Consider the following 22,453-nt stretch of genomic DNA (forward strand, 5'->3'; position numbering starts at 1 on the left):
ATGCTGCACCGCACACGCGAAGCATTCCGACTGTGTATCAATAGTAGCGGGGCATTGAGAGAGCATTTTCGTTGCACCTGCAACAAGTCCGACGATTGGTTCTCAGCTTTATTTCCGTCTTCGTTGCTTGCCCGTGCATCGCGGCTTTTCGAAAAGATGTGATCAGAACCAAGCCAGATTCTCACTCCAATCCTTATCGCGTGCAGACATACCTTTTACACAATCTGTTCATATTATTCGCTGGTTTTACCAAGTCTTGCCCCACACAAGCGGTTGCCGATACAACTAACAAGGGTCCCCAAATGTCATCGCATCACAAAATGCGCCCAGCGCTTTGTCTAACGTCCGTTGCCGCCGCCTGTGTGCTCGCAGCTTGCGGCGGAAATTCGGATAGCCCCTCTGCCAGCAACAACGGTGGCACGACTTACTCGGGCGTGGTCGCCGCAACTGCCTTCGCCCCGGGCAACTCGAGCGGCAACCCGACCTTGAAGGCCGGCTACTACTCTGGCGCCACCGTGTTCGTCGATGCCAATGGCAACGGCGTGCTCGACAGCGGCGAAGCCTCCGCGAAGACCGACGGCAACGGCCATTTCTCGTTGACCACGACCGCGACCGGTCCGCTCGTCGCTGACATCACGACCTCGGCCACCAACACGGCATCGGCCGCCAAGGTCGCCAGCCACCTGATCCTGCGCGCTTCGCCCGACCAGATCGCCGACCAGGGCGCCACCAAAGTCGTGATCAGCCCGATGTCGAGCGAAGTGCAGCGCCTCGTCGAAGCCAACGGCAGCAAGTACGCGACCGAGAAGGCTAATCTGTCGACCCGTCTGTCCGGCCCGGCATTCAACAACGCCTCCGTAACGGTTTCCGCCGGCGACGTCCTGGCCGACGCCAACACCCTGTCCGGCGCCGAGCAGTACGCGGTGCTGTTCGAAGAAAACGCACTGACGAACCGCTACACGTACGCCACCGCGAAGCTCGATCGTGGCGACAAGTACCCCGATGCGCTGGCCGTTGCCGGTGGCGACCCCACCCTGACCGGCGTTTCCGGCATCACCGCTGGCGAAACCATCCCGACGGATACGCGTAAGGCGATCACCTTCGCACAAGCCCAGCAGGCTGCGTTCAACGTCGAAGCGATTCCGCGTTACGACAACGTCTTCGTGATCATGCTGGAGAACAGCAGCACGAACCGCGTCAAGGGTTCGGCGTATATGCCGGCGGTCAACTCGATGATCACCAACGGCAACTACTTCTCGACCTACTTCGCGACCGGCAGCCCGTCCGAGCCGAACTACACCGCCCTGGGCGGCGCCGACGACTTCGGTATCGGCGACGACAACTGGTGGGGTTGCGCCGCGACCGGCGCCAACGCCCCGACGGACAAGGCTTTCGCCGGCGGCACGGCTTCCGACGGCCAGCCCCTGCCGTCCCACGTCGCGCTGACGCCGAACGACCCGATCATCGGTACCACCGCCGGCGGCGCCACCGTGGCCGTTGGATCGCTGCTGTCCAATTACACGGCGGCCAGCAACCAGGCGTGCTCGACGGACGGCACCGGTTCAGTCGCCAACCACAACATCATGACCGCGCCGAACCTGTTCACGCAGATTTCGAGCGCGGGCCTGACGTGGCGTACCTACAGCGAATCCATGAACCCGGGTCAGGATCCGCGCGCCGACAGCCTCGGTGACACGGGTGTATCGCAGGCCTACAACCAGACGGACGGCAGCATCACCGTGACGGGCACGCCGTTCGCCATGCCCGGCTCGCTCTACAAGACCAAGCACCATCCGGGCATGGCCTATCAGAACGTGCGTAACCAGCCGGAGTTCTTCGCGAACAACCGCACGATCTTCGGTACCCAGTACTACACGAACGCGGCTGACCTGACCAACACCACGCTCTACAAGGTTCCGACCGGCTACAACGTCGACCAGTTCAGCACCGACCTGGCCAACGGCGACGTCGGCACCCTGAACTTCATCATGCCTGACCAGTGTGATGACCTGCACGGCACCGGCAGCGACGGCACCTGTAAGGACAGCACGACCGCCTCGGGTTCCGTTCCGGCTCACGCGCTGCTGACCCGCGCCGACTACTACACCAACGCCGTGGTGCAGAAGATCAAGGCCTCGCCGCTGTGGCAGAACAAGCAGCGCAACGTTGCCATCGTGGTCATGTTCGACGAGGGCAATGGCACGTCCAACGGTGCCGGCAGCTCGTGCTGCGGCTGGGACGTGGGTGGCAAGGCTACGCAGATGCAGAACGCGGACGGCAGCTGGACTCCGGTTCAGGCGAAGTACGGCAACGGCAACAAGGGCCATGGCAACTCGATCTTCGTCCTGCTGACCAACCAGCAAGACGTGGGCGCCGCGCCGAAGGGCGTCGCCGACAGCGATACGTACAGCCACTTCTCGTTCGTGCGCACGGTGCAGGACATGTTCCAGCTGGCCGACCCGGCTGTTCCGACCTCGTACGCCAACCGTTCGAAGTACACGGAGTCGTACATTGCGCAGAACATCGCCAACCTGCCTGAGTACGCTGGCAGCGCCGACACGCACTACGACGCGGTTCGTCCGATGAACCACGCCTACGTGATTCCGGCCGGCTACACGCAGAAGTTCCAGACGGGTGACGTGAGCGATCCGGCGCAAGTTGGTCCGGACGCGACCCAGAAGAACCTGTGGGCGACGAAGTAATAAAAAGCACCACACGGTAAGCACGCGCAAGCGTGCCATTCATCAAGCAGTAGCCTGCGCGGGGGAGCGGTTCGGCCGCTCCCCCGCCAGCTGTTTTATCGAACAAAGGCGGGGGAGTAGCGATGCGCAAGGTTTATGCGGGGGCGCTGTATGTCATCTTGTCGACACTGGCCGCTTGCGGGGGCGGGGGCTCGTCACAGTCTGCTTCGACGGACGCAGGCACGGGCTCCACGGGCTCCACGGGGTCGGCGCCCACGAGCAAGCTGAGCGCTGCGGCCCAGATCGGTCAGCAAATGTTCTTCGACAAGAACCTGTCCGGCGGCAAGAACCAGGCATGCGCGACCTGCCACGATCCGGCGTATGCCTACGGCCCGCCCAACAGCCTGGCGGTGCAGCTGGGTTCCGATGGCGTATCGGAAGGCCAGCGCGCGGTTCCCTCGCTGCGCTACAAGGCCGTGACGCCGGCCTACGACGACAACGCCTCGAACCCCGACGGCATCACGGCGAACGCGCCTGGCGGCGGGTTCATGTGGGACGGCCGCGGCAAGACGCTGGCCGACCAGGCGGCGCTGCCCCTGCTCAATCCCATCGAGATGAACAACGCCTCCAGGGACGCGGTGGTGCAGGCGGTGAAGAGCTCCTCGTATGCCGCACAGTTCACGGCGGTGTACGGCCAGGCCGTGTTCGGCGATACGGACACGGCGTTCCAGGACATCGGACTCGCGCTGCAGGCCTACCAGAATGAGGACCCGAGCTTTGCGCCGTATTCCAGCAAGTTCGACCTGTATGCGAACAACAAGATCGGCGGCACGTTGACGCCGGCCGAATTGCGCGGGATGAACCTTTTCAACGATACCGCTCACGGGGCCGCCTGCGTGGCCTGCCATTTCATGGGCGCCAACTTCAACGGCTCGAACGCGCTGGGGACCGACTTCACCTATCAGGCGATCGGTGCCCCGCGCAACGACACGTCGATCCCGGACAATCCGAACCCCATCGCGGCCAACCTGAACGCGAGTTACTACGACATGGGGCTGTGCGGCCCGATCAATAACGGCAGCTATGACAGCCACACGCCGCTTTCGGCCACCAGCGGCGCCGGCCCGGACCCCTTTACGGGCGTGAACAACCCGGATCCGTATTGCGGCCGCTTCAAGGTGCCGACGCTGCGCAACGTCGCCGCGCGCAACGCCTTCTTCCACAACGGCGTGTTCCACTCGCTGGAGCAGGTGGTTCGCTTCTACAACACGCGCGACACCAACCCCGAGTACTGGTATCCGTCCACGGGTGGCGATTCGACCAAGCTGACCAGCAACCCGAGCTATGCGCTGCAACCCACCTATGCAGCGGGCGCGACGGTGAACATGTTCAACGATCTGCCGGCCGCCTACCAGGGCAATATCGACGAGGAACTGCCGCTGGGGCAGGGCCAGACCGACGCGGGCGGCACCACCGCGTTGAACGGTGCGCAGCCGCGCGCCGTCCATTCGGCGCCGCAACTGTCGGATCAGGACGTGCAGGACGTGATCTGCTTCCTGAATACTTTGAGCGACGGCTACCAGCCTCCCGCGACCCAGCCCACGAGCGGTAGCTGCGTGAATTGATCTTTTTCAATACTTGAACTATCCACGATGATGCATTTTTCGAATGCGGTGCGCGGCACTGCGATTGCGGTTTCCCTGACGGCGTCGATCCTGCTGGGCGGTTGCCAGAACAAGGCCGAACCTTCCGCGGAGAACTTCACCAACACCATCACGCACTACCTGGCCGATCGGGGCCACCTGTGCGTGGCGAAATACGATTGGCCCATCCACGTGGCCGATCAGGATATCGTGGTCACGCATTCCCGCGATGCGCTGCAATTGCCGGTGATGGAAAAGCTGGGCCTCGTCAAGAGCACCGTCATGACGGTCGAGCGCACTGGCGAGGACGGGGCCAGGATCGAGGCGCCGGGACGCGAGTATGTGCTGACCGACGAAGGCAAGCAGTTCTACCTGCACAAGCCTGTGGTGGTGGCGACGCCCGGCAAGACGGTCACGCACGACGCCGATTTTTGCGTGGCCACGCTGACCCTGGACAAGGTGGTGGGCTGGGAGCCGCCCCAGACTCACGACGGGGAGACCAGGACCTCGGTGCTCTATACCTATAAGATCGACCCAGCGCCTTTTGCCAGGACTCCCGAGTTCCAGCGAGTGTTTCCCATGGTGGCGCGCGTGATCGAAGGCGCGGGCACCATGCAACTGCGCGAAGGCGTGCGCTTGACCAAGGACGGCTGGGTAGCGGAAGAATATCTCGTTCGATGATCGTTGAGTTCGCCGACGCCTTGCTCCAAGGCGATCGTTCCCGCACGTGGGCCGGTCCATGCCGCTGCGCCAGGACCCCAGGTGCACCTTACGGCGTCCCCGCTGGACTCAGCCCCGTGCTCGCAAAATAGATCGCGAGAAAATACAGCAGCACATAGAGCGCGTAGGTCTGCCCGTTGCCGGTATAGACGCGGCGTATCCGAGCCGCCGCTACGAGCGCGAAGTGCGATATGCCGCGCCAGAACATCTGCGCGACCGGCGGCACCGTGCGGCTCAGGATCGGCCGGTAGAAGTGGTAAAAATCCGGGGCGTTGCGCGCATTGCCGCGACGGCTGCGGTAGTACAGCACACCGAGCCCGAACACGATCGCCGTGACGATCAGCACGACGATCACGACCGGCGTCGGATTCCAGAACCCGTAGATGCTTTCGAGCGACATGCCGCCCCACACCAGTGTCGCCGCGAACTGCGGATCGATCGCGGCCGACACCGGTTCGAGCAACACCTTCGGAAAGAACGACAGGATCACGATACCGACCACGAACAGCAACTGCGGCACCAGCAGCATCACAGGCGCTTCGCGCACCTGCGGCCGCTGCGGCGGGCGCGGTTTGAGGAAGACGCCGTTCAGCAGGCGCAGCATGTACAGAAAGCCGGCGCAGGTCGCGATCAGCCCGCACACGGCGAGCCCGTACCAACCCTTGTCGGTCATTGCGCTCAGCAGCAGCCATTTGCCGCCGAAGCCCATCAGCGGCGGCAGGCCCGACATCGAGACGAGCGCGATCACGACCATCGCGAAGGTGAGCGGCATCTCGCGCGCGAGGCCGCCCACATCGGCGAAGTTGCGCGTGCCGGTGCGCGAGATCACGCCTGCGAGCGCGAGGAACAGGATGCCCTTCACGAACATGTGATTGGCGACCAGATACAGCGCAGTGACCCAGCCGAGATGGCTCATCAGGCCGATCGCGGTGACGATATAGCCGGTCTGGCTCATGCTCGACAGCGCGAGCATCCGTTTGAAGTCGTTCTGCCGCAACGCCATCAGCGCGCCGAACAGGGCCGTCAGCATGCCTATCCAGGTCATCGCGTGCGCGAGTTCGAGGCCGACCTCCGAGCGTATCGTCAGATAGGTGCCGATCAACAGGCCGAACATCGCGACCTTGCTGACCACCGCCGACAGCATCGCGGTCACGTCGTCTTCCGCTTCGGTGTAGGCGCCCGGCAGCCATACGTGCACGCCGATCGCGCCGGCCTTGATCAGGAAGCCGGCCGCGAGCAGCACGAACGCGCGGTTCGCCTCCGGTCCCGAGCGGATCAGCGCCGATAGCGCGATGGTGTCGTCGACCGCCGCGACGTTGGCAAAGCCCGCGAGCAGGAAGAACGCCGCCAGCAGCGAAAACAGCAGGAAGGTCAGCACGTGCGGTCCCGCGCGCCGGCACTTCGCGATCAGGAAGCACGACGACAGCGTGATGATTTCCCAGCTATAGAAGAACTCGAGCGAGGTGGATGAGCGCAGCAGCGCCGGAATCGACAGCGACAGCACGACGAGCATCGGATGGAAGCCGGCGCGCACGTCGTCGCGATAGAGACTCGCCGCTGCGATCACGAGGCTGCCCGCGAGCAGCAGCCAGGCGAACAGTCCGGCGATACCGCGCGAGCCCTCGCAGAGCAGACTGCCGATCAATCCAATCGCGATCACCGCGAGCACGCCTTTCACGCGCCCCGGCAGACGATCGGCCGCATAGAACAGCGCACCCGCCGCGAGCGGCGAGAAGATCCACGCCGACGTGACGCCCGAGAACACGGCTGCCATATAGGCCGCCGCGATCAGCAGCACGGCGACGCCGAACAGCGGCAACAGCGCGGCGATGTTCGGCCGGGCTTTGGCCTCGACGTCGGACGGAGCCAGCGCGCGCACGAACCAGTGGAACATATAACCCGCCTCGAGCAGCGAGCCGGTCAGGATCAACACGATCCAGTACGGCTTGCCGGCGGCCGTCAGGCGCATCACGAGTTCCCACTTCGCCCAGAAGCCCGGGAATGGCGGCAGTCCCGCGATCGCGACCAGGAAGAGGCCGAGCAGGCCGATCAGCAACGGGCTGCGCGACAGGATCGCGCGAGCATCGTCGCCGTGCCGCCGCAGCACGCCGATCAGCCAGAACAGCCCCGCCTTCGCGAACAGATGGTTGATGAAGAGCCCGCCGACGACGAGCGGGATCGATGCATCCGCGCCGATCTGGCGCAACAACGCGAGCGACAGCATCAACAGCGCCATCTGCCCGATCGACGAATAACCGAGCAAACGTTGCGGCTTCGTCTGCTTGATCGCGAGCAGGTTCGAGAACAGGAACGTGACGCCGCCCGAGACGGCGAGCAGCGTCAGCAGGCCGTCGAACAGCGGCAGCAATTTCAGCAGCGCGAAAAACACGCCCGCCGATACGCCGACCGATACCATCGCGCCGACGCCGCTCGGCGCGGTCTCGTAGACGTCGAGTCCCCAGCCGTTGGCCGGAAACGGCTTCAGCTCGATCACGAGACTCGCGAACACGAGCAGAATCGCGGTCGTGCCGATCGGGCCGCCGAGCTGGTCGCGCAGCGACAGCAGCTCGTCGATGTTGAGCGTGCCGCTCACGTAGTAGAGCAGCACCGTGCCGAGCAGAAAGAGCGTCGACGCGATCACGGTCGCAAAGATGTACTTGAACGCGGCGGCGAGCGCGGCGGGCGTGCGCTCGAGCCCGAACAGGCCGTATGTCGCGATCGACACGATCTCGAGAAACACGAACAGGTTGAACAGGTCGCGGGTCATCACCATGCCGTCGATGCCCATCACCAGAATCAGGTACAGCAGCAACGCCGCGTAGTTGCCGCGCAGACGGTCCCACAGATGCAATGCGCCGAGCAGCGCGACCACATTGACGCTGAACGTGAAGAAGCCTTCCCACAAGCCGAAGCGCAGATTGATCGAGACCGGCGGCAGCGCGCCCGCAGTCAGCACCTCGATCGTGTCGCCGCCGTCGAGCAGGCCGTAGAACGACACGCCGGAGACGAGCACGATGCCGCACAGCGCGATGAAAAAGCCGAGCGTGAGCCATGGCTTGCCGAGCCGGTACAGCAGCGGAATGGCGAAGCCGCCGCCGAGCCCGAGAATGAAGATGTGCAGCGGATGAAACAGCGCGGCTACCATTTCGACTCGGTGAAGGCGTCGATGGAAAGCGTCTTTTTGGCGGCATGAAGACGGATCGCGAACGACAGCATGATGGCGGTGACCGATAGCCCGATCACGATCGCCGTGACGACGAGTGCCGATGGAATCGGATCGATCGCGCGGTGCGCGGCCGCGGATTTGCTGAGCGCCGCGTCGATGATCGGCGCGGTGCCGCCCGTGACGTAACCGGTCGCGACCATCACGATGTGCAGGCCCGTGTCCATCACCGCGAAGCCGATGATGATGCGCAGGATGTTGCGGTGGGTCAGCATGCCCCACAGGCCGATCAAGGAAAGGCAGAAGCCCGTGATCAGCAGGATCTTCGAAACCGGGATGCCCGTGCTCATGCGCTCTCCTTCTCGTTCAGCTTCTGAACCGGTCGATGATGACGCTAAGCTCCGCGCCGACCTTGACTCCGAGCAGCGCGGATATTAGCGGGATCGCGCCGGCGCTGAAGAACGCGCCGAACTCGCCGCGCGGCAGAAAGCGGGCGTCGAGAAACCCGCCCGCGAGCACGAGGCCCAGAATGCCGATGCACACGTAGATCACGCCCGCGAGCGATTCGACGACGCTCAGCAGCGCGACGTTCAGCGTCGAGCGGGGCCGCGCGAGTAGCATCAGCATCACGGCGGACGCGACGATCGCGCCGCCCTGGAAACCGCCGCCCGCCGACAGATGCCCGTTGACGATCACGTACCCGCCGAAGGTGAAGATCATCGGCAGCAGCACCTGCTTGCCGGTATGTACGATCTCGCCGGCTGGGCGGCGCGCGGACGCGGATTCGTCTGCCGCAGCGTCGGAGGTCGCGTTGCTTTCCTCTTTCAGCAGCACGCCGACGCTCGCCGCGACCATGAACAGCACCGCGACTTCGCCGAGTGTGTCGAAGCCGCGAAAGGTGATCAGAATGCCGGTCACGATGTTCGGCGCGCCGAGTTCGAGCGGCCCTCTGACGACGTAGTACCAAGCGAGCGGGCGCAGCGCCTGCAACTCCGTGTAGCCGCCGACGAGCCGCCAGAACACGACCGCGAACAGCAGCACCGTCAGCAGCGCAAACGCGCGACGCATCATGATTCGGCCTCCCCCGCGGTGCGCCCGCCTTCGTCGGCGAGTGCGTCGGTGATCGTGGACGAGGTCATCGGCGTGCGGATCAGCCAGGCGGCGCGCGATAGTGCATGCGAGGACACCGGGTTGGTCACGAGCACGAAGTAGATCAGCAGGATCAGCCGGAAGGTCCAGTTCGGATGGTAGAACGCGAGTCCGATCAGCACGAGCATGTTGCCGAGGGTCGACGCCTTGGTGCCGGCCTGAATGCGTGTATACGCATCCGGCATGCGCAACAGCCCGACGCCGGCGGAGAACAGAAAGACGGCGCCCGCGAGGATGAACACGCTGCCGATCAGTTCGAACATGCGCTAGCCCTTCTGATAACCGGTTTTGCGGATCGCGTACAGAAAGATGAAGGTCGCGAGTCCGGAACCGATCGCGGCTTCGGCCATCGCGACGTCGGGCGCGGCGAGCAGCAGGAAGGCTATCGCGGCGAACAGGCTCGCGAGCCCCGAGCTCACCATCGCGGCCAGCAGATTCTTCAGGCAGACGGCCAGTACGCCGCTCACGAGGATGCTCGCGCACATCAGCAGCAGGAGCAGTTCGAGCATGGCTCACAGCCCCCTTTCGAGAAAGCGCGCAATCGCGAGCACCGCGAGAAAGCTCAGCAGTGCATAGACAAGTGCGACGTCGATATAGACGAAACGACCGGAGACTTGCGCGTACAGCGCGATCAGCGACAGCGAGACGACCGTCAGCATGTCGATCGCGACGATGCGGTCGACGAGGGTCTTGCCGATCACGAGACGGATCACGCCGAACAGGATCGCGAAGAAGATCAGCACGGCGGCGATCCGGAGCATGATCTCAGCCAAAGATTTTCTCCAGATGCTTTTCGAACGGTGCGACGAGTGCCTCGGTCGCTTCGTCGATATCGGTCGTCTTCACGTCGAGCAAGTGAATGAATAGTATGTCGTCCCGAATATCCATGACGAGCGAGCCCGGCGTGAGCGCAATCGAATTGGCGAGTGCGAGACGGCCAAGCGGTGTTTGCAGGCGCGTGCGAACCCTGACGATGCCCGGCTTGATGTCGATACGCGGCGAGTACACCAGCGCCATCACGTTCAGATTGGCGTGTACGAGCTCGACGACGAAGGTCGCGCTATACGCGGCGAAGTGATACGGTGCGCCTGGCGTTAGACGTAGTCCCTGCCATGCTTCGCTCGACGATACGAAGACACGCGCGATGACGAAGGTAATGACGAGACCGACGAGAGCGGGTTCGACGGCGAGCGATGCATTGGCGATCATCCAGATGACGAACAGGACGACCCAGAGGCCAGGCATTCCCCGAGGAACGAACGACGACACCGGTTTTCCGTTGTTCGAAGCCATGTCATCGGTTCCTGAGGAGGCCTTGCGGAAAATTCTAAGTGACAACTTATGGCAAAGCAACCGGCGCACGGTTGTCCGCTGGCGGTCGTTTTGTGTGCGTAAATCCGCGCGGCGCTTATCGGCTGCTCATCGAGTGAATTAGTGTCATTGCGATCTTTTCAATAAAATGGCGCGCGAAAAGCCGACGCCGATCGACGCGCATTTATTTTGGAAACAGACTGCGTTGCCGTGATAAGACGCGACGTTGAATCTCTGAGCGGCGCCGTACCGTTTTTAATCACCTGTGACCGATCGGAATCTGGAAGTGTTGTCGCCACTCTATGCGCTCGCTGCATAAATTGATTTTTTTAATGAATTTGCGCCGGCGACCGGATGCCGGTCGAATGTCGAGTTTCGCGCGGTCCGCGTGTGCCGCCGTGCCGCCTGTTTGAAGTTCTTCAAATGACCAATAAGGAGCAACAATGAAAGCCATGCTGGCAACCCTGACGATTGCGCTGCTGGCCGTCTCGTCCGGAAGCGCAATCGCCAAGGATTGGTCGACCGTGCGGTTCGGAGTCGACGCGAGCTACCCACCGTTCGAATCGAAAGCCGCCGATGGCAAGCTCGTCGGTTTCGATATCGATCTCGGCAATGAGATCTGCCGCCGGCTCAACGCGAAATGCGTGTGGATCGAGAATTCGTTCGACGGCATGATTCCCGCGCTGAAAGGCCGCAAATTCGACGGCGTGCTGTCGACGATGTCGATGACGCCCGCGCGCCAGGCCCAGATCGCGTTCTCGTCGAAGGTGTTCCGCATTCCGACGCGTCTGGTCGCGAAGAAGGGCTCGCCGATCGAGCCGACGCCGGAAGCGCTGAAAGGAAAGCGCATCGGCGTCGAGCAGGGCTCGATTCAGGAAACCTATGCGAAGACGTATTGGGAGCCGGCCGGCGCCGCGATCGTGCCATATCAGGATCAGGATCTGGTGTATTCGGATCTGCTTGCCGGCCGTATCGACGCGTCACTGCAAAACGCGGTGCAAGCCGATATCGGCTTTTTGCGCACCGCGCGCGGCAAGGACTTCGGATTTGCCGGCAATCCGCTTTACGACGCGAAAACGCTCGGCAGCGGCACAGCGATTGGTTTGCGTAAAGAAGATACCGATCTGCAGGAAAAGATCGATAAAGCCATTGCCGATATCCGCGCCGATGGCACTTACGACCGCATTGCGAAAAAGTATTTCGATTTCGACGTGTACGGTCAGTGAGCCGGGGCCGCGCCGCACGTGACCAGTTTCGACCTGGCACCCGCGCGGCCCGACACCTAAACTTGTGTCATGACCGTCCCTGAGCCGTGCTGTGGCAAGCCGGGATGCCCGAATCGGTTGCAACCGGCGCCTCACGCGGCGCTGCAGGTTTCCGCTTACAAAAGTAAGCAGGCAGGGGACGGCGCAATGCGGCCGCAGGCTCGCGTGCGGATCGCCTCGCGCACACGGCGCGATCCGCATCGGGGAGGCACCGACATGCACGGCTTTCAGATCACGTTCTTCACCCAGCAGGGGCGCAGCCATCATGGCAAGCCGCTTGCCGACTGGCTCGTGCGTCTCGCGAGCGAACTCGGCCTGCGCGGCGCGACCGTGATCCCGGCATGCGAAGGCATCGGCCATCATCATCGCATTCACTCCGCGCACTTCTTCGAGCTTGCCGATCAGCCGTTGTCCGTCGTGATGGCGGTGACGAGCGACGAAGCCGATCGGCTGTTCGATCGACTGCGCGCGGAGGGTTTGCATCTGTTCTACGTGAAGACGACCGCCGAGTTCGGCGTCGTCGGTGAGGCCGACGGGGCTTGAACGACCGGGCGTCGATGGCAGCCCCGCGCCTCGCTCGTCCAGGCGACGAAGTCGGCCGCCATGTCGGAGTCGGTGCGTGCTTCCAGCTTGCCGCTGCGGCACGCGTGGCGGAACACCTCGTAGTCCTTCTCGACCTGGTCCGCGTACGCGCGCGAGTAGAGGATCAGCGCTTCCGTCATCTGATCGCCGTTGCCGAGACAGGCGGCAACCTCGGTGGCAAGCCCGCCCGCTTTCGCGTGCGCCCGCGCGAGCACCCAGCCGCACATGGCCGCGTACTGGCGGGACGTTTCCTTCGCAAACAGTTCGAGCGTCGCCGAAATCTGCATGTCAGCGGGTGCCGGCGCTGCCGACGCCGTCAACGCATCCGCAACAGCATCGCGAAAGTGTCGCGCCGCACGCACGAGACGATCCTGCCGAAGGTCGCGAGCCAGCGTGAAGGCCTATGGCAAATTCGCGACCTGCCGCCCACCGTGCTTCACGTGCACGGCAAGAACACGCTATTGGGCATGGCGCATGCTTCGCTGCAAGAGGCGAGTCATCCCAGGGAGAGCGAATCATGCGGCAGGTTTCGGCAAACATGCTGATCGCGCTGTCGGCCGTTGCGTTGCTGGCGGGCGCGTCCGGCTGCAAGCGGTCGGCCGGGAACGGCGGTATCTCGACGGGCCAGGTGAGCAGCGGTGTCATGAGCAATTCGGCGAGCCCGCGCGGCACACCGGGTGATAGCGACGCGGCAAATCGTGCGAACGGCGAGGCGGGCGCGGCGGCGAGCGCAGCGCCCGCCGCGAGCGGCGCCGCGTCGGTCCACAGCACGCCGGCGAGCACGGCGTCCGCGACGCAGTAAGCGCCCCTTAGGTGCGGCGGCGCATTGGTCGCCGTTCCATGCGCGCAGGCTTCCTCTCGGTCCCGCGCATGGCGAGGCGATGAGGCGAGATGGGTGTCGTCGGCAACTCCGGCACACCGCCGGTCATCGAATCGGTTTCGCCGCGATAGAACGAGACTCGGAACCGCGCGCAGCAGGCGCCGCCTTCCTGGCAGACATGACTCATGGAAAGACGGAACAGACAGGTAGTTGCGCCGCGGCGAAGCGGTGTTCGCGTGAGCGTGTGATATGGAACGCAGGCCCGCTTCAATGCTATGCCGTGGGCTCCTCGTGCCGCACATTGACCATCCACGGCACGCCGAAGCGGTCGATCAACGTGCCGAAGCCGCTGGTCCAGATGGTCTGCTGGAATGGCATCGTGATCTGTCCGCCGTCCGCCAGCGCGTTGAAGTATTTTTCGCCGGACGTCTGGTCGGCGGCGGTGACCGACAGGCTGAAGCCCGCATGCACGGCATTGCCGCCGCGGCAATCGCCATCCGACATCAGCACGTGCGTGTTACCGATGACGAGCGTCGCGTGCAGGATCTTGTCGGCGTGTTCGGGCGCCACCGGACGAGCGGGATCGGGTGGCGCGTCTTTCGCGCGCAGCTTCAGCAACTCCTGCGCGCCGAGCGCCGAACGATAGAACTCAATGGCTTCCTCACAACGGCCATTGAAGAACAGATAGGGCTGGATTTCCATGCTGATTTCCTGAGACGGGCGAGGGTCGGGCAGACGATTCTATCAACGTGGTTTCGCGGACGGACGGCTGTCGAACCTGCGATGGATCGATCGGCCCCACGATGAAGCCACACACCTGATGTTCTACAGCGTATCCCCGCATCAGGCCTTCCCGGCATGACTCCCGCCATTGGCCGGATAAGCCTCCTGCAACGCGATCGAGCCTGTCTCCAGCAGCGATTTGAGGTTGGACATGATCTTCGGCCAGCCACCCGACACCGCCTCGATGAATTTCGACTGATCGCGCTCGATCATGTGCGTGAGCGTCAACTTGACCGCCGTTCCGCTCGGTTCGAGCTCCATCGTGCAGCGCGAATCGCCTTCGGCCTGCAACTCGGGACGAATTTGGTGCTGCCAGCGGATCACCAGACGCCGCGGCGGATCGGCCTCGACGATCTCTCCCGCGTCGAAGATCTGCCCGCCGCTCGACACGAGTTTCCAAGACGAGCCCGCCGTCCATTCGCTTTCGCAGTGCATGCCGAACCAGTACTGCTTGATGAACTCCGCGTCGGTGAGCGCCGACCACAACTGTTCCGGCGTAGTGCGGATATAGGTCACATAGACGAACGTCGATCTAGTCATTGCCTTTCTCCAGGTGTCGTTTCAGGTTCGAGAGCGCCTTCAGGCGCGGCTTTTCGAACTTGGCAATCCAGCGCTCGTAGATCTGCTGCAACGGCACCGGATTGAGGAAGTGCAACTTTTCGCGCCCGCTGCGTACGGTAACGACGAGGTTAGCCGCTTCCAGCAGGCCCAGATGCTGGGTCACGCCTTGCCGCGTCATGTCGAGGTGGTCGCACAGGTCGTTCAGGGTCTGGCCGTCGTGCGCGTGCAGCACATCCAGCAGCTTGCGCCGGCTCGGATCGGCGAGGGCTTTGAATAGCACGTCGGTGTCGTCGGGGCGCTCGGCCATGAACGGCTACAGGCAAGTAATCTGTTGCATTTACTATAGGCAAGAGATTGCTTGCATGTCAAGCAGGCGTGAGGGACACTCCGCAAGTCCTATGGGGAGACAACAAAGTCTGCAGGTTGAGTAGAGCAGCCGGTTGAATGACCATCTAAGCGCAAGGGCGAACGACCGTAGGTGGCGTGCGCCGTGTAAAGGCGGCGTTTTCCCAGTGGGTGTAAGCCCCGCCCGGCAACCGCTCCAGCCGGAAGCAACCGGAGCAGTCATGGAGATAACGAAATGGCTGAAGCCTTCGGTGTAGCGTGTCACAAATTACGGTGACAGCGCGAGTGTGCAGGCCGTAACACGTGTGAACGCCGAGCAAGCCTCGAAAAGGTCGATGCGCAGGCCGACCCGACTGCCATTACGGGGAAGGCTGATACGGCGGGGTGAATGAGCAGGCAGGACATCCAGTCGCTGCGCCGGGGTAGTGGCGACAGCATGCACACAAGGGAAGCGCACGCAACACGGGAAGCCCCCTGGCGTGGTCAGGGATGACCAACCGGACGCCCGTGAGGGACAGGCCGGGCGTCTTGGGGTGACGGAGAGGCCCGTAGTACCGCTGAAGCCGGGTAATGCCGGTGGAGGGAAGGGGCCTCAGTTCAAGACAAACGCAACACGTAGTGAGGGACCTGGAGATTGGGAAACCTATCAACTCCGATCAGTGTTCAGAAGCTGCAGATGGCGTTACACGCGAAAGCGAAGGCAGAAGCCGGGTACCGCTTCTATGCTCTGTACGACAAGATCTATCGTGAGGATGTGCTCGCGCATGCGTACGCCCAGTGCCGCTCGAACAAGGGCGCCCCGGGTGTCGATCGGCAAGACTTCACGGAGGTCGAAGCGTATGGGGTGCAGAAATGGCTTGGCGAACTGGCGCTTGCGCTCAGGCAGGAGACTTACCGGCCGGACCCTATCAGACGAGTGTTTATCCCGAAGGCCAATGGCAAGCTGAGGCCACTGGGCATCTCGACCTTGCGAGATCGGGTGTGCATGACAGCAGCGATGCTGGTGCTCGAACCGATCTTCGAAGCGGACCTCCCACCAGAGCAGTACGCTTACCGCCCGGGGCGAAATGCCCAGCAAGCGGTGATCGAGGTGGAAGAGCGGCTGCATAGAGGGCAAACGGACGTCGTAGACGCCGACCTCGCGGACTACTTCGGAAGTATTCCCCACGCCGATTTGATGTTGTCGCTCGCGCGACGCATCGTGGATCGGCGCGTGCTGCATCTGATCAGGATGTGGTTGGAGTGCTCCGTTGAAGAAACCGATCACCGGGGCCGGAAGACACGTACGACGGCGGCCAGGGACAGCAGGCGCGGCATTCCGCAAGGCTCACCCATCTCACCACTGCTGGCGAATATCTACATGCGCCGGTTTGTGTTGGCATGGAAGAAGCTCGGGCTTGAGCGAAGTCTTGGCAGTCGAATCGTGACCTACGCGGACGATCTGGTGATCCTGTGCAAGCGAGGCAAAGCTGAAGAAGCGTTGTCTCGACTGCGCGAGATCATGAACAAGCTGAAGCTGACGGTCAACGAGGAGAAGACACAACTTTGTGCGGTTCCGGAAGGGGAATTCGATTTCCTGGGTTACACGTTTGGGCGGATGTACTCAGCGACGACTGGCCAGGCCCGCATGGGCATGCGTCCGTCGAAGAAGAGTATCCGGCGCATGGTTGAGAAGGTTCATGCGCTGACCGCCGCTTCTATGACGTGGCTGGACACCACGGAGCTGGTTGGCAAGTTGAATCGCATGCTACGCGGCTGGGCGAACTACTTTAAGGTCGGGACGTTCAGACGCGCGTACCGGGCGCTCGACAGCTATACCGCTGCGCGGTTGCGCCGGTGGTTACGGAACAAGCATAAGGTCAGGCGTCGCCGGGGCGGGAGCTATCCACTCCAGCACCTCTACGGGCACTTCGGTCTCGTACGCCTGACGGGCCCTTGGCTGTAACTTGCCGTGTACGAAGGCGTGATGTCTTGTCCGAGAGCCGGATGCGGGAAATCTGCATGTCCGGTTCGATGAGCGGGGTGTGAAAACGGAGCAACGGTGAGGTTATTCGGGCACCGCCAGACGAAAGAGGCGGCAACAGACAAACCCAGCCTAAAGCCACCGCGTCACATCTCGACTCTACCGACTGTACGCGTTCACCCGTCAGCACCATAAGCCGACATTCAGAAGCATTCGCTGCGCCTAAGGCAGTTTTGCGGTGTCGCAGCCTCGCCGCCTGAAGTCCCTGCTCATCAAGTTGCCTATACACCAGTCTTGACGCTAGCTCTTGATGAAATCGAAGGTGTCTCTCGACTCGACGAGCTTGCCGGCGATACTGAGATAGTACGGACCGTCAAAAACACTGACGCGTTGAGCTGCTTGAGGTGATGCAGACATGAATGACTCTCTGGTGGGAATATGCCGTTGATTTGCTGCGGTCTGGAACGAGCCGCCCGGAAGATAGGCACGGCAATGCATTACGTGATGCTGCAACGACTGACTGATCCGCCGCGCGACCTTGGCGTCGTAGCCATCCGGTCGCGACTGAGTTCACCAGTCGTCCAACTCATGCGTACCAGTCGCCCCAGTTTTGCAACCAAAGATTGGTCGCTCATCAATGAAGTCCGACGACAGCTGCGATTTCACGCAAATGCCGGCTGGCTCTTGACGCTCGGGCGTTCGCGCATTCTCGCGTACCAGGCGAGAAGGGCTTCGCACTCTGCGGGCACCGGCAGCTTCACGATCGACGCAAAGACCAGGCCGCCAATGACGGCGATGTCGGCCATCGAGAACGCATCCCCGGCGACAAACGGCTGCTTTTTCAGGACGTCATTGAAGTACTGCATGCCCCTGAGGGCTTTGTCGCGCTGACGAAACCCCCATTCGGGGTTCTGATAAAGCTCGACTTCGGGCCCGAGCCCAGGCGTGGCGTGGTGGAAATAGACACTGATGGCGTCGAGCAATTCCAGCTCGGCGCGCTTGCTCATCATGTGGATCACGCCCTTGTCGAGCGGTGTTTTGCCGGTCAGCGTGGGTGCGCCATCGAGCGTATCGAGGTATTCGGTGATGGCGGTGCATTCGGCGATGCAGGTTCCGTCATTGAGTTCGAGGACCGGCAGCGTACCCGAGTAGTTTTTCCCTGAGATGAACTCGGGCCTTTTGTGCTCTCCCCTGTAAAGATCAACCATCACGAACTCGACGCGCGATTGCAGATTCTTTTCGGCCAAGGCGATGCGCACGCGTGTCGGATAAGGTCCCTTGGGGAAATCGTAAATCGTCATGATGGGGAGTTGGGTTACATCGGAATGAATGATGCTAGATGTCATGCTTACCTCTCCAGGTGGCTGTTACACGGGATCGGAGGATATGGGGAAGTATCCATCAACCTACCTAACGGTTGTTAGGGTCACCATAGAGGGTATAATGCGCTGTGTCAACAGTCATCCCAGTTTGCGGAGGCGGTCGTAGTGAAGAACGATTCGGGCTTGAGTTCCAGGGAACGAATCCTGGTGGCTGCTACAGAGATTGCGCAAGCACACGGCTACAGCGGGCTGAATTTTCGTGATCTTGCTGAGGCTGTCGGCATCAAGGCCGCGAGCATCTATCATCACTTCGCAAGCAAGTCCGATCTCGGAGCGGCGGTGGCGAGGCGTTATTGGGAGGACTCGGCAGCCACGCTGGATGCACTTTGGGCCGAATCCGCGAATCCGATCGACTGTCTGCGCCGCTATCCGGATACATTTCGCAAGGCACTGGAGCGTAATAGTCGCATATGCCTCTGCAGCTTCATGGCCGCCGAATCTGATGACTTGCCGGACGCGGTGACGAAAGAGGTCCAAACCTTTGCTGATGTGAATGTTGCATGGCTGAGCAAGGTGCTATCCGCCACGGCCATTGTCCGCGCCGAGGAGCGCGAGGGGCGTGCTCGCGCCATCTTCGCAGCCGTCGCTGGCGCTCAACTCATCGCCAGAAGTCGCGCGGATATCTCTGTCTATGATGGGTTAATTGAAAGCTATCGTATTGCTGGTCTTTTGCCGGCATAGCAGTAAAAAAAAGTCGGTACGACGCCTCCTTGCCTTCGAGGTGCAGGTGCCGGTGGGCCGGATTGGCGAAGCGAGCGATATCGCCACAGCGGCGCTATTTCTGGCGACTGACGTTTCGCGGTACATGTTGGACGCGGAGTCGGTGGTCGACGGCGGCATCTCGCTGCTGTAATGTCTCGGCCCAGGAGCCTCGCATTGGTGATCGCACATGTATTGCTATCCGAAGGTCGAACAGTCCGATTTGCCGCCGGCCTCGCAGCTGAGATGGTCGTACGGCCTAGCTGATTTCGCGGACGCGTTCTCGGTGGACCTGCCAGAAAGAGCCTGCCACGACGCAGAGGCTCTCGCACGACACGTCTTTGCCAGGCAGCCCGCATGGATTGGGATGCTGCTGAGATTCCGGGACATTCTCGTGCGGCCGTTCGGCTTGAAGACAGCAGTTGACCTCAAGCAGAAAGGAGGCGACAGGATAAGCCTATTTCACGTATTCGAACGATACGACGACGAGATCGTTCTCGGCGAAGATGACACGCATCTGGATTTCCGCGTGTCGGTCCTCGTGCAGCCGTCATCTCACGGTCGATCCCGCCTCATAGTGACGACGCTCGTCTTCTACAATCGTCCGCTGGGGCGAGCCTATATTACGCTCATCGCACCTTTTCATCGGGTTGTCGTACGAGCCTCGCTTCATCGGGCGCAGCTGCTAGGATGGCCCAATGCATAACGGCGATCCACTGAGCCGTCTGCGCGGCTCAGCCAGAGACTTCGACCCGCTCGCGATCCGGCAGTCATTCCGTGCCCGGTTGTCATCAACTGCTGACGGTCGATTTCTCGCACAGGGCAAAGGTTTCGCCAACACCCGATGAAGTGTGTGACCGCGCGATGCTAGCCGTGCCGACTAACTGTCAGAATTAGTTTCTCTCGCCGTTGCCATGACTACGCGCCGCGATGGCTGCATTGCGTTTCACGCGAGTGAAGCGACGAAGCGGGCGCGACGGTGGAAGAACTGTCGGTGGCACGCGGCATTGCCATCAACCTGAATGTAGGTGCAGCGCTTGCCCATTCTGTGCGCAACTTAGACGGCTTTAGCAAGATCTTGTCAGAAGCAGACAATTTGCAGCAATGTTTTCGCAGCAGGCGGTGGCACCGCCTGCAGTCGCCGTTGATATCAACCGCTTGAATTCGTAGGTATCGAAGGGCGGCACCAACGGCCGAAACGAGATGCGTAGCCGACGTTCGAACGACTGACTAATACCGTGGGCAACTGACGCCTCTTGGCAGCGCGGTGACATCCGGGTCAGTCCTCGATCTCTCTATCTCAGCCGGGTTGAAGGTGCTGGCACTCCGTTTGGAACCAATAGTCGACCAGGCGCTGTGCCGCTTGTAGATCATCCGGGTAATACGGATCATCAAACCACGGTGACGGGTCGTAGCCCGCTTTCCTCAAGGCAGCGAGTTCACTTTGGTGCTGCGCCATCGTCGGGGGCGCGTTTGTCTTGAGCGCCGCCAGGTCGCGGCACTCTGTCGGAGTGAGGTGCGGCCCGGTATACGGCATGCCACCAGCGACACAGCCGGCGAGCAAAATCACCAGAGCGGCAAGTATTGACCGTGTTCCAGGCCAATTTCTCATAGTATGTCTCCTTCCCTGCGCCGCGCCGTGAACCAACTCGTAGTGCGCACCCTTGCCGCTGCGTGTGGGCGGAAAATGCTCGCCTGCGACGCATGTCACTTCGAAGCCGGGGCCGGCGTCGCCTTCTCTCACCACCTTGTAGATGCCACACGTCTGAAGCTTCTCGCCCGCTTTGTGCCCTTCGGCCCTATCACGCTCCTTCGGTTGATTCGCCGCAGGACCAGCAAGCATCGTTCCTCCCGGCTACCGCGGAGGTTGGTCAGCGAGGCGCGCCGTGAATAGGATCGCGCGAGGTTTGCATCGGCAGAGTCTCGGTCCTCGAGAGTCGCTCTTTTCGACCCAACCGAGCCCTTCAGGAAGGCAAAGCCGCAAACACGAGCAGCGGCCCTGGCAAAAAGATGCCTGCCACGGCCAGTACCGCGCCCCAACCGTGATCCGGCGGGCCATTCATGCCAGTCGACCGGCTGACCAGTGAATTTTTGGGAGCCGGGCGGGAATATTTGAAGTACGGCGTTCGTTTAGCCTGCGGCGATTTCTCGCCAGTCAGACGAGGAGGAAAGTTATGTCTCAGATCTCGTGGGGTCTCAAAGCGGCGGCCAAGATTGTCCTCGCCGCTGGTTTCACAATCGCGCATGCCGCCGCTGACGATGCCTATGTCGTCACACCGCTCGTGTCCAACGTCGCAGGCGCTGCCCCGAAGGTCGACGGGGTACTGCAGAACGCCTGGGGTATTGCCTTTAGTCCGGCAGGAAGTCCATTCTGGATCAACGACAATGCCACAGGCTGCTCCACGCTGTATGACGGCGAGGGGACAAAGCTGACGACGCCGCAGGTGTCCATCCCGCTGCCAGGCAACGTCATACCGACCGGCGCCTGTCATCCCGTCCTTCCCAAGAGTCCACCGAATCCCACGCCCGCGGCGCCAACCGGGATTGTATGGAATCCTTCGTCGGCGTTTCTCGTGCCAGGTACCAAGATCCCGGCCGTATTCATCTTCGCAACGGAAGACGGCACGATTTCCGCTTGGGCCGGCGGGTTGAATCCGGCGAACAACGCCGTGATCGCTGTCGATAACTCGTCCAATCCCTCCGCCGCCAGCGGGGCGGTCTACAAAGGGCTCGTCTTCGGAGTGAATGCGCAAGGAGGATTCCTGTTTGCGACGAACTTCCGCTCGGGTCGGATCGATGTATTTGGGCCGAACGGTTCGGACGGCCTGTTCACGCCTGCGGCGACGGACGGTGGCTTCGCCGACCCGAACATCCCGGCTGGCTACGCCCCGTTTGGCATCGCGAACATCGATGGGGACCTTTTCGTCACCTACGCGAAGCAGGACAAACAGAAGCACGACGACGATGCAGGCCGCGGTCATGGATTCGTCGACGTATTTGACACCGACGGCCACCTGCTGCGTCGCTTTGCGAGCCGAGGGCCGCTCGACTCGCCGTGGGGTATCGCGCGCGCATCGTTTGCGTTCGGCCGCTTCAGCGGCAAGATTCTCATTGGCAACTTCGGCGATGGTCGAATCAATGTCTTCAACAACGACGGCACATTCGTCGATCAGCTGGAAAATGAGTTCGGCAATCCACTGGCTATCGACGGCCTGTGGACTCTGACACTTGGTGGCGGCCGCAATTCGAGCCCGGACACGCTGTACTTCTCGGCAGGTCCTAACAAGGAGACAAATGGACTCTTCGGTATCATCGCCCCGGCAAGCGGCTCGAAGGCACGAGCGTCCGCTCAGAACGGGCAATAGCCGGCAGCGAGCTGCTCCCCG

General features: G+C 62.0%; 25 protein-coding genes and 1 pseudogene. 12 read left to right on the top strand and 14 right to left on the bottom strand.

Translation table 11 applies throughout. The features are described from left to right. Nucleotides 1–302: 302 nt before the first annotated feature. The 3 genes from OKW45_RS36940 to OKW45_RS36950 all read left to right on the top strand — a co-directional run bounded on the left by OKW45_RS36940 (nt 303) and on the right by OKW45_RS36950 (nt 5,005). The gene (locus OKW45_RS36940) at nt 303–2,702 is read left to right on the top strand and encodes an alkaline phosphatase family protein (RefSeq protein WP_429473706.1); all 2,400 of its coding nucleotides are present in this window, start codon (nt 303–305) and stop codon (nt 2,700–2,702) included. A gap of 122 nt (nt 2,703–2,824) precedes the next feature. Next, a complete protein-coding gene (locus OKW45_RS36945; RefSeq protein ID WP_018422726.1) occupies nt 2,825–4,306 on the top strand; it encodes a cytochrome-c peroxidase in 1,482 nt (493 codons plus the stop codon). A gap of 27 nt (nt 4,307–4,333) precedes the next feature. Continuing rightward, the gene (locus OKW45_RS36950; protein ID WP_429473707.1) at nt 4,334–5,005 is read left to right on the top strand and encodes an SEN1982 family lipoprotein; all 672 of its coding nucleotides are present in this window, start codon (nt 4,334–4,336) and stop codon (nt 5,003–5,005) included. A gap of 88 nt (nt 5,006–5,093) precedes the next feature. Here OKW45_RS36950 and OKW45_RS36955 read toward each other — a convergent pair whose 3' ends face one another. The 8 genes from OKW45_RS36955 to OKW45_RS36990 form a co-directional block, all read right to left on the bottom strand. Next, nucleotides 5,094–8,189, bottom strand: coding sequence for a complex I subunit 5 family protein (locus OKW45_RS36955; protein ID WP_429473708.1), 3,096 nt, complete (start codon nt 8,187–8,189; stop codon nt 5,094–5,096). Next, on the bottom strand, nt 8,183–8,557 hold the full coding sequence (locus OKW45_RS36960) for a sodium:proton antiporter (protein ID WP_018422729.1): 375 nt from the start codon (nt 8,555–8,557) through the stop codon (nt 8,183–8,185). The genes OKW45_RS36955 and OKW45_RS36960 overlap by 7 nt, the downstream gene beginning before the upstream one ends. A gap of 16 nt (nt 8,558–8,573) precedes the next feature. Continuing rightward, complete coding sequence (locus tag OKW45_RS36965; protein ID WP_429473709.1) at nt 8,574–9,278, bottom strand: Na(+)/H(+) antiporter subunit B; 705 nt, start codon at nt 9,276–9,278, stop codon at nt 8,574–8,576. Next, nucleotides 9,275–9,619, bottom strand: coding sequence for a monovalent cation/H(+) antiporter subunit G (mnhG, locus tag OKW45_RS36970; RefSeq protein ID WP_429473710.1), 345 nt, complete (start codon nt 9,617–9,619; stop codon nt 9,275–9,277). The genes OKW45_RS36965 and mnhG overlap by 4 nt, the downstream gene beginning before the upstream one ends. A gap of 3 nt (nt 9,620–9,622) precedes the next feature. After that, nucleotides 9,623–9,865 (bottom strand): hydrogenase subunit MbhD domain-containing protein, encoded by a 243-nt coding sequence (locus tag OKW45_RS36975; protein WP_018422732.1) that lies wholly within the window; start codon nt 9,863–9,865, stop codon nt 9,623–9,625. A gap of 3 nt (nt 9,866–9,868) precedes the next feature. Next, entirely contained in the window at nt 9,869–10,129 is a 261-nt protein-coding gene (locus OKW45_RS36980; protein WP_018422733.1) for an MrpF/PhaF family protein, read from the bottom strand. Further along, the gene (locus tag OKW45_RS36985; RefSeq protein WP_429473711.1) at nt 10,122–10,649 is read right to left on the bottom strand and encodes a Na+/H+ antiporter subunit E; all 528 of its coding nucleotides are present in this window, start codon (nt 10,647–10,649) and stop codon (nt 10,122–10,124) included. Before OKW45_RS36985 ends, OKW45_RS36980 begins: the two co-directional genes overlap by 8 nt. A gap of 277 nt (nt 10,650–10,926) precedes the next feature. Beyond that, entirely contained in the window at nt 10,927–11,121 is a 195-nt protein-coding gene (locus OKW45_RS36990) for a hypothetical protein (RefSeq protein WP_429473712.1), read from the bottom strand. Between OKW45_RS36990 and OKW45_RS36995 the strand changes: the two genes are divergently transcribed. Further along, a complete protein-coding gene (locus OKW45_RS36995) occupies nt 11,111–11,893 on the top strand; it encodes an ABC transporter substrate-binding protein (protein ID WP_018422735.1) in 783 nt (260 codons plus the stop codon). The genes OKW45_RS36990 and OKW45_RS36995 overlap by 11 nt on opposite strands. Nucleotides 11,894–12,148: 255 nt before the next feature. After that, entirely contained in the window at nt 12,149–12,475 is a 327-nt protein-coding gene (locus OKW45_RS37000) for a DUF190 domain-containing protein (protein WP_429474032.1), read from the top strand. A 47-nt stretch (nt 12,476–12,522) separates the two neighbouring features. On the opposite strand, the pseudogene OKW45_RS37005 reads toward OKW45_RS37000, so the two are convergent. After that, nucleotides 12,523–12,804: pseudogene (locus OKW45_RS37005) on the bottom strand (DUF2252 family protein); the annotation flags it as partial. A gap of 227 nt (nt 12,805–13,031) precedes the next feature. On the opposite strand from OKW45_RS37005, the gene OKW45_RS37010 reads away from it, so the two are divergent. After that, nucleotides 13,032–13,316 carry a hypothetical protein gene (locus OKW45_RS37010; RefSeq protein ID WP_429473713.1) on the top strand — a complete coding sequence of 95 codons (285 nt, stop codon included), beginning with the start codon at nt 13,032–13,034 and terminating at the stop codon, nt 13,314–13,316. Nucleotides 13,317–13,607: 291 nt separating this feature from the next. Here the strand turns inward: OKW45_RS37010 and OKW45_RS37015 are convergent, their stop codons facing one another. The 3 genes from OKW45_RS37015 to OKW45_RS37025 all read right to left on the bottom strand — a co-directional run bounded on the left by OKW45_RS37015 (nt 13,608) and on the right by OKW45_RS37025 (nt 14,985). Then, the gene (locus OKW45_RS37015) at nt 13,608–14,036 is read right to left on the bottom strand and encodes a VOC family protein (RefSeq protein ID WP_429473714.1); all 429 of its coding nucleotides are present in this window, start codon (nt 14,034–14,036) and stop codon (nt 13,608–13,610) included. 141 nt (nt 14,037–14,177) lie between these two features. Then, on the bottom strand, nt 14,178–14,657 hold the full coding sequence (locus tag OKW45_RS37020; protein WP_018422740.1) for an SRPBCC family protein: 480 nt from the start codon (nt 14,655–14,657) through the stop codon (nt 14,178–14,180). Next, complete coding sequence (locus OKW45_RS37025) at nt 14,650–14,985, bottom strand: ArsR/SmtB family transcription factor (RefSeq protein WP_429473715.1); 336 nt, start codon at nt 14,983–14,985, stop codon at nt 14,650–14,652. Before OKW45_RS37025 ends, OKW45_RS37020 begins: the two co-directional genes overlap by 8 nt. A 714-nt stretch (nt 14,986–15,699) precedes the next feature. On the opposite strand from OKW45_RS37025, the gene ltrA reads away from it, so the two are divergent. Continuing rightward, nucleotides 15,700–16,968 (top strand): group II intron reverse transcriptase/maturase, encoded by a 1,269-nt coding sequence (gene ltrA / locus OKW45_RS37030; RefSeq protein WP_429473716.1) that lies wholly within the window; start codon nt 15,700–15,702, stop codon nt 16,966–16,968. 680 nt (nt 16,969–17,648) lie between these two features. Here ltrA and OKW45_RS37035 read toward each other — a convergent pair. Beyond that, a complete protein-coding gene (locus OKW45_RS37035; protein ID WP_429474033.1) occupies nt 17,649–18,287 on the bottom strand; it encodes a glutathione S-transferase in 639 nt (212 codons plus the stop codon). 186 nt (nt 18,288–18,473) lie between these two features. Here OKW45_RS37035 and OKW45_RS37040 point away from each other — a divergent pair, with 186 nt between their 5' ends. From OKW45_RS37040 to OKW45_RS37055, 4 genes are all read left to right on the top strand, one after another. Continuing rightward, entirely contained in the window at nt 18,474–19,049 is a 576-nt protein-coding gene (locus OKW45_RS37040; protein ID WP_429473717.1) for a TetR/AcrR family transcriptional regulator, read from the top strand. Continuing rightward, entirely contained in the window at nt 19,012–19,221 is a 210-nt protein-coding gene (locus tag OKW45_RS37045; RefSeq protein ID WP_429473718.1) for an SDR family oxidoreductase, read from the top strand. Before OKW45_RS37040 ends, OKW45_RS37045 begins: the two co-directional genes overlap by 38 nt. Nucleotides 19,222–19,257: 36 nt before the next feature. Then, on the top strand, nt 19,258–19,773 hold the full coding sequence (locus OKW45_RS37050) for a DUF2867 domain-containing protein (protein ID WP_018422745.1): 516 nt from the start codon (nt 19,258–19,260) through the stop codon (nt 19,771–19,773). 273 nt (nt 19,774–20,046) lie between these two features. After that, nucleotides 20,047–20,229: a hypothetical protein gene (locus OKW45_RS37055; protein ID WP_429473719.1), complete on the top strand. Its 183-nt coding sequence runs from the start codon at nt 20,047–20,049 to the stop codon at nt 20,227–20,229. 138 nt (nt 20,230–20,367) lie between these two features. On the opposite strand, the gene OKW45_RS37060 is transcribed toward OKW45_RS37055, so the two are convergent. Further along, entirely contained in the window at nt 20,368–20,679 is a 312-nt protein-coding gene (locus OKW45_RS37060) for a DUF4148 domain-containing protein (RefSeq protein WP_018422746.1), read from the bottom strand. 562 nt (nt 20,680–21,241) lie between these two features. Between OKW45_RS37060 and OKW45_RS37065 the strand changes: the two genes are divergently transcribed. Beyond that, on the top strand, nt 21,242–22,432 hold the full coding sequence (locus OKW45_RS37065; RefSeq protein WP_018422747.1) for a TIGR03118 family protein: 1,191 nt from the start codon (nt 21,242–21,244) through the stop codon (nt 22,430–22,432). Nucleotides 22,433–22,453: the final 21 nt, after the last annotated feature.

The organism is Paraburkholderia lebeckiae (assembly GCF_050436225.1).
GTDB lineage: Bacteria > Pseudomonadota > Gammaproteobacteria > Burkholderiales > Burkholderiaceae > Paraburkholderia > Paraburkholderia tuberum.

Bases quoted from the DNA above. Each gene is read 5' to 3' on its own strand.
- OKW45_RS36940 (WP_429473706.1), top strand. From the start codon at position 303: ATGTCATCGCATCACAAAATGCGCCCAGCGCTTTGTCTAACGTCCGTT.
- OKW45_RS36945 (WP_018422726.1), top strand. From the start codon at position 2,825: ATGCGCAAGGTTTATGCGGGGGCGCTGTATGTCATCTTGTCGACACTG.
- OKW45_RS36950 (WP_429473707.1), top strand. From the start codon at position 4,334: ATGATGCATTTTTCGAATGCGGTGCGCGGCACTGCGATTGCGGTTTCC.
- OKW45_RS36955 (WP_429473708.1), bottom strand. From the start codon at position 8,189: ATGGTAGCCGCGCTGTTTCATCCGCTGCACATCTTCATTCTCGGGCTC.
- OKW45_RS36960 (WP_018422729.1), bottom strand. From the start codon at position 8,557: ATGAGCACGGGCATCCCGGTTTCGAAGATCCTGCTGATCACGGGCTTC.
- OKW45_RS36965 (WP_429473709.1), bottom strand. From the start codon at position 9,278: ATGATGCGTCGCGCGTTTGCGCTGCTGACGGTGCTGCTGTTCGCGGTC.
- mnhG (WP_429473710.1), bottom strand. From the start codon at position 9,619: ATGTTCGAACTGATCGGCAGCGTGTTCATCCTCGCGGGCGCCGTCTTT.
- OKW45_RS36975 (WP_018422732.1), bottom strand. From the start codon at position 9,865: ATGCTCGAACTGCTCCTGCTGCTGATGTGCGCGAGCATCCTCGTGAGC.
- OKW45_RS36985 (WP_429473711.1), bottom strand. From the start codon at position 10,649: ATGGCTTCGAACAACGGAAAACCGGTGTCGTCGTTCGTTCCTCGGGGA.
- OKW45_RS36995 (WP_018422735.1), top strand. From the start codon at position 11,111: ATGAAAGCCATGCTGGCAACCCTGACGATTGCGCTGCTGGCCGTCTCG.
- OKW45_RS36990 (WP_429473712.1), bottom strand. From the start codon at position 11,121: ATGGCTTTCATTGTTGCTCCTTATTGGTCATTTGAAGAACTTCAAACA.
- OKW45_RS37000 (WP_429474032.1), top strand. From the start codon at position 12,149: ATGCACGGCTTTCAGATCACGTTCTTCACCCAGCAGGGGCGCAGCCAT.
- OKW45_RS37010 (WP_429473713.1), top strand. From the start codon at position 13,032: ATGCGGCAGGTTTCGGCAAACATGCTGATCGCGCTGTCGGCCGTTGCG.
- OKW45_RS37015 (WP_429473714.1), bottom strand. From the start codon at position 14,036: ATGGAAATCCAGCCCTATCTGTTCTTCAATGGCCGTTGTGAGGAAGCC.
- OKW45_RS37020 (WP_018422740.1), bottom strand. From the start codon at position 14,657: ATGACTAGATCGACGTTCGTCTATGTGACCTATATCCGCACTACGCCG.
- OKW45_RS37025 (WP_429473715.1), bottom strand. From the start codon at position 14,985: ATGGCCGAGCGCCCCGACGACACCGACGTGCTATTCAAAGCCCTCGCC.
- ltrA (WP_429473716.1), top strand. From the start codon at position 15,700: ATGGCGTTACACGCGAAAGCGAAGGCAGAAGCCGGGTACCGCTTCTAT.
- OKW45_RS37035 (WP_429474033.1), bottom strand. From the start codon at position 18,287: ATGACGATTTACGATTTCCCCAAGGGACCTTATCCGACACGCGTGCGC.
- OKW45_RS37050 (WP_018422745.1), top strand. From the start codon at position 19,258: ATGTATTGCTATCCGAAGGTCGAACAGTCCGATTTGCCGCCGGCCTCG.
- OKW45_RS37060 (WP_018422746.1), bottom strand. From the start codon at position 20,679: ATGAGAAATTGGCCTGGAACACGGTCAATACTTGCCGCTCTGGTGATT.
- OKW45_RS37065 (WP_018422747.1), top strand. From the start codon at position 21,242: ATGTCTCAGATCTCGTGGGGTCTCAAAGCGGCGGCCAAGATTGTCCTC.